Raw genomic sequence first — 5374 nt, 5'->3', positions numbered from 1 at the left:
GCGTTACTACCTCAATCGGGTTATTCTGTTTGTTTTGCAGAATTTCTGACCAGACTTCATCTAAACAAATCAGTTTTGCCTGATATTCAGGTAGTCGATCGAGGAGCTGCTGTTGAGTCAGTAATACTGAAACTTGAGCGTCTTTGAGCATGAACTTAAGACGGTCTTTAGGATATTCTGGGTCAAGTGGTACGTAAGCACCACCCGCCTTGAGAATGCCCAACAGTCCCACTAGCATCTCTAAAGAACGCTCTACACAAATCCCCACTAACACGTTGGCTTTCACACCCAAAGACTTCAGGTAGTGCGCCAAAGAGTTAGCACGACAATTCAATTCGTGGTAAGTCAATTGTTGATTCTCAAACACCACTGCCACAGCATCTGGTGTAAGCTCTACATGCTCCTCGAATAACTGATGGATACATTTATCTATTGGATAATCGACTCCTGTATCATTCCAGTCAACTAATAATTGTTGCTGCTCACTTGCTGTAAGTATTGGCAACTGGTCAATTCGTTGCACAGGATTAGCTGCGATCGCCTCAAGCATTGTGACAAAATGGCCCAGCATCCGGCTAATCGTCCCATTTTCAAATCGATTAGCATCGTACATCACCTTCAGCGACAATTGCTCACCAAGGGCAACTACAACCCCCAGAGGATAATTTGTTTGTTCAATCCACCTAAAATTCGAGAGAGAAAAATCGCTATTGCCTTGTAGAACAGCAGTATCAACAGGATAATTCTCAAAAACAACAATACTCTCAAACAAAGATGTACCCCTGGGAACATCACTCAGCCCCTGAATTTCTGCCAACGAGCTATAGGAGAATTGCTCAGAATCCAGCTGTTGCGCCTGTAAATCCTTCAACAAATCTAGCAATTGAGTCTTCTCGGAGATTTGCACCCGCACTGGCAGAGTATTGATAAATAACCCCACCATCGACTCTACACCAACAAGTTCAGGCGGACGACCAGACACCGTTGCCCCAAAAACCACATCTGTTTCTTGGCTGTAGCGAGACAGCAACAATCCCCAAGTCGCCTGCACCAAATTACTCATCGTCAATTGATGCTGTCTGACAAAAGACACCACTGCTGCTGTCGCTGGCACGGTTAGGTTAATTTGTTGTTCACCGTAGCCCAAATGCTTCTCCCGCATTAACAATGGTTTATCCACAGTCAAAGGAGTTGGTGTAGTAAAACCTTGGAGTTTTTGTCGCCAAAATTTCTGAGCTAAATCTCGATCCTGTTGCTGTAACCAAGCAATATAGTTGCGGTAGCTGACAGTTCCAATGTTAGATAAACTTTTACCTTGAGAAATAGCTTGATAAAACTCCAACAGGTCTTTGAAAACCAAAGGTGATGACCAGCCATCAAGTAATAAATGATGATGACACCAAACAAACTGATAAGTATTACTATCCAACTGGATTAGATGTAGGCGCATCAATGGCGCAAGCGATAGCTGGAAACCCTGTTTTCGCTCAGAATCCAGAAAAGTCTCTAATTGCTGTTGCTGCTCTTGTGCAGATAACTCCCGCCAGTCGTATGTATCAACCGTAACCTCAACCTGTCGATACACAACCTGAACTGGCTGCCTCAAAGACTCCCACTGGAAAGCTGTGCGAAAGACCGGATGCCGAGATACCACTTGCTGCCAAGCTTGCTCAAAGGTTTTTACATCCAGGTTCCCCATCAAAATGCAAGTTATCTGCTCAAAATATACGCCTGAATCTGGAGCATACAAACTTTCAAACAGCATCCCCTCTTGCATGGGAGATAAGGGATAAATATCTTCAATATTTTGTCGGTTAGTTTTGCTAAGTTCTAATTTCATAAATTTTGAAATATCTGATCTAGTTCTAGTTGGTTAAGTTGAATTAACGGGAAATCTGTAGGCGTATAACCTGCATTTTCCAGTGATAAACAATGAGCAATGAGCTTCTGCAACGTTTCGACAAATTCTTGGGCAATATTCTCAATCGTTTCGTGCTGATGGATATTGCTGCTGTATGTCCAATCTATTTGCAGTTGTTCGTTGGTAATGATGGCATTAATATCTATCAAACAATGACGCTGACCTTGTAAACTCTGGCTGTTTCCGCTAGGCTCATTAGCTATTTGCATTAGAGAAAATGTATTCACAACTTGAGCAAATTGTCCCAAATAATTGAAGCTAATTTCTGCTTGGGGAATTTTCTCTAGTTGAGCGCTTATTTCTGGATCAACATTCAGATAACGCAATAAGCCATAGCCAATGCCTTTATTAGGAATTGCACGTAATTGTTCCTTGACAGATTTTAACGCAGTACCTAAATCATCTATGATTCTCAGTTCCACAACCACTGGGAAAATCGTTGTAAACCAACCAACAGTGCGTGATAAGTCTACACCATCTACCATCTCTTCCCGCCCATGACCTTCTAAGTTGAATAACACTGAATTAGAGTTAGTCCATCTGCTCAACACCAGCATTAAGGCAGTCAACAAGACATCGTTAATTTGTGTTTTGTAAGCTTTCGGTACATCTTGCAGGAGGGAAAGGGTTTCGGCTTCGTCTAATGATACTGATACTGTCCTAGCTGATGCAGTAGTGTTTACTCCTTGTGCATAGTCTACTGGGAGGGAATCAACTGTATCATAAGATGCACTCAACCAATAATCTAGTTCTGATTTTAAGACTTCTGCCACAGCATATTCTGTCAGTTGTTGTGACCAATCTTTGAAGGACGTAGTTTTGGTAGGTAGTTGAATAGTTTTGCTTTGACTTAGTTGATGGTAAGCTGTCTGCAAATCTTCTAACAATATCCGCCAAGAAACACCGTCTACTACAAGGTGGTGAATTATTATTAGTAATCGCGCTTTTTTGTCAATACCCAGCCAGAAAAATGCTACTTGTACGATATTTTCTGACAGATTTAAACTCGCCTGTAATTCATTAGCTGTGATTTCAATGACACTTTCTATCTGGGTTTCTGAAACTGTCGATAGGTCAAAACGGGGGATAGTAATGTTATCGGTTGGCGTGGCATGAATCTGCTGCCATATTGTGTCTATTTGGGTAAATCTTAGCCTGAGAGCATCGTGATGTTTTAATAGTTGCTGCCATACTTGCTCTAATATTTCCAAGTTGAGGTCTGATGGTACTGTGAGGAGAAATGCTTGATTGAAGTGGTGTTTCTCTGGTAATTTCTGCTCGAAAAACCAGTGTTGAATTGGTGTTAGGGGTAATGTCCCTGTGACTAACCCTTGTTCAATTGAGCGTGCTTTTGTTGTGCCTGCAACTGTAGCTAATTGGGCGATGGTTTGATTGGCAAATAGTTGTTTTACTGTCAGTTCTATTCCGGCAACTTTTGCTCTGCTGATGATTTGAATGCTGAGGATGGAATCTCCTCCTAGTTCAAAAAAGTTATCGTGTATGCCTATTTGCTCTACTCTTAATACTTGCACCCAAATTTGGACTAATTTTTCTTCAATGAGGTTGCGTGGTGCTACTAGGCTGCTTTCTATTCCTGTGCGTGCTTCTGGTGCTGGTAGGGCGCGACGGTCTATTTTGCCATTGGGTGTAAGCGGTAGGGATTCTAAGGTGACGATCGCACTTGGTACCATGTAGTCTGGTAGTTTTTCTTTAAGGAAACTACGCAGAATGCTTACTGTGGGTGTTATGTGTGGCTGGGGTACTACATAAGCGACTAGGCGTTTATTCCCGGGAATGTCTTCGCGGATGATGACCACAGATGTTTTAACATCTTTATGTTGACTTAGTGCTGCTTCAATTTCTCCCAATTCGATGCGGAATCCACGGATTTTTACTTGGTTGTCGATGCGACCCAGGTATTCGATATTACCATCTGGTAGATAACGTGCTAAGTCACCTGTTTTATATAATCTACTCCTTCCTGCCTCCTCAAACGGGTTGGGGATAAATTTTTCTTGTGTTAATTCTGGGCGGTTGAGGTATCCTTTTGCTAATCCTGCACCACCAATGTGCAGTTCTCCTGATACACCTACAGGTACTGGTTGTAAGTTTTGGTCGAGTATGTAGATTTGTGTGTTGTCAATTGGACGACCAATGGGGACAAGTTGTGGATAAATCTCACGCTGACAATTCCAGAAAGTTGCATCAATACAAGCCTCTGTTGGGCCGTAGAGATTGTGTAAATTTACATCTAGTTTACTTAACAAGCCTTCTTGCAGAGTAAGGGGTAAGACTTCACCGCCACAAAACACGTGTTTGAGGGAGTGACAAGTTTCGATTCCTCCCTGTTCTAAAAGCATTTGCAGTAAAGATGGAACAAGTTGAATAGTAGTTACCTGCTGCTCGANCAATTAACCTTAAGAGATAAGCACTGTCAGTATGACCTCCTGGTTCAGCTATTAACAACTGTCCACCTGCTAACAATGGAGCGTAAAATTCCCAAACTGAGGCATCAAAGCCAAAGGGAGTTTTTTGCAGTACTTTGTCTTTTTCAGTCAGGGGGAATGTTGCTTGCATCCAGAACATGTGGTTGCAAAGGTTACTGTGAGATAGCATTACCCCCTTCGGTTGACCAGTAGAGCCAGAAGTATAAATCACATAAGCTATGTTACTAGTTTGCACCTGGGCAATTGGATTGTCCTGGCTAAACTTAGCGATCGCAAACCAGTCTTTATCTAAGTGGACTACACGCGCTTGATGTCGAGGTAATTTCTCAACTAGATGCTGTTGAGTAAGTAGCACAGAAACTTGAGCGTCTGCAAGCATAAAGCTTAAACGGTCTTGAGGATACTCAGGGTCAAGTGGTACGTAAGCCCCACCCGCTTTGAGAATCCCAAGTAATCCCACCACCATTTCTAAAGAACGCTCCACACATATCCCCACCAGCACGTCGGCGGACACTCCCAAAGACCGCAAATAATGCGCCAACTGGTTAGCACGACAATTCAACTCGTGGTATGTCAATTGTTGATTCTCAAATACTACTGCCACAGCATCGGGTGTACGCTCTACTTGCTCTTCAAATAACTGATGGATACATTTATCTATTGGATAATCTACGCTTGTATCATTCCACTCAACTAATAATTCCTGTTGCTCAGATGCTGTGAGCATTGGTAATTGAGAAATCCTTTCTTGGGGATTTGCCACAATTGCCTCAAGTAGAGTCACAAAATGACCAGTCATGCGCTCAATGGTGCTGCGAGAAAACAAGTCAGTGTTGTACTCCCACCACCCGACGAGTCCATTGTTAGTGTTTTCCATTCCCAAGGTAAGATCAAACTTGGCGATCGCACTTTCTATTGGCAATGAACTGACAGTTAACCCAGTCAACTCTATTTCAGGTTTGGGCGCATTATTAAGAACAAACATCACCTGAAATAGTGGTGTATA

The 5374-nt window shown here is 42.5% G+C and carries 3 protein-coding genes; all 3 read right to left on the bottom strand.

The window, feature by feature from the left end; all coding sequences use genetic code 11:
• The coding region (locus CDG77_RS35990; protein ID WP_143857149.1) for a condensation domain-containing protein at positions 1-1840 on the bottom strand (1840 nt) is incomplete at its 3' end.
• The gene (locus CDG77_RS38240) at positions 1837-4281 is read right to left on the bottom strand and encodes a condensation domain-containing protein (RefSeq protein WP_262985194.1); all 2445 of its coding nucleotides are present in this window, start codon (positions 4279-4281) and stop codon (positions 1837-1839) included. The genes CDG77_RS38240 and CDG77_RS35990, both read right to left, overlap by 4 nt.
• On the bottom strand, positions 4217-5353 hold the full coding sequence (locus CDG77_RS38235; protein ID WP_442946455.1) for a non-ribosomal peptide synthetase: 1137 nt from the start codon (positions 5351-5353) through the stop codon (positions 4217-4219). The genes CDG77_RS38240 and CDG77_RS38235 overlap by 65 nt, the downstream gene beginning before the upstream one ends.
• Positions 5354-5374 lie beyond the last annotated feature (21 nt).

This window comes from Nostoc sp. 'Peltigera membranacea cyanobiont' 213 (genome assembly GCF_002245975.1).
Taxonomy (GTDB): domain Bacteria; phylum Cyanobacteriota; class Cyanobacteriia; order Cyanobacteriales; family Nostocaceae; genus Nostoc.
Note: the sequence above shows the minus strand (reverse complement) of the source record. Positions and strands in the feature narration are given on the sequence as shown.

Bases quoted from the DNA above. Each gene is read 5' to 3' on its own strand.
- CDG77_RS38240 (WP_262985194.1), bottom strand. From the start codon at position 4,281: ATGCTTTTAGAACAGGGAGGAATCGAAACTTGTCACTCCCTCAAACAC.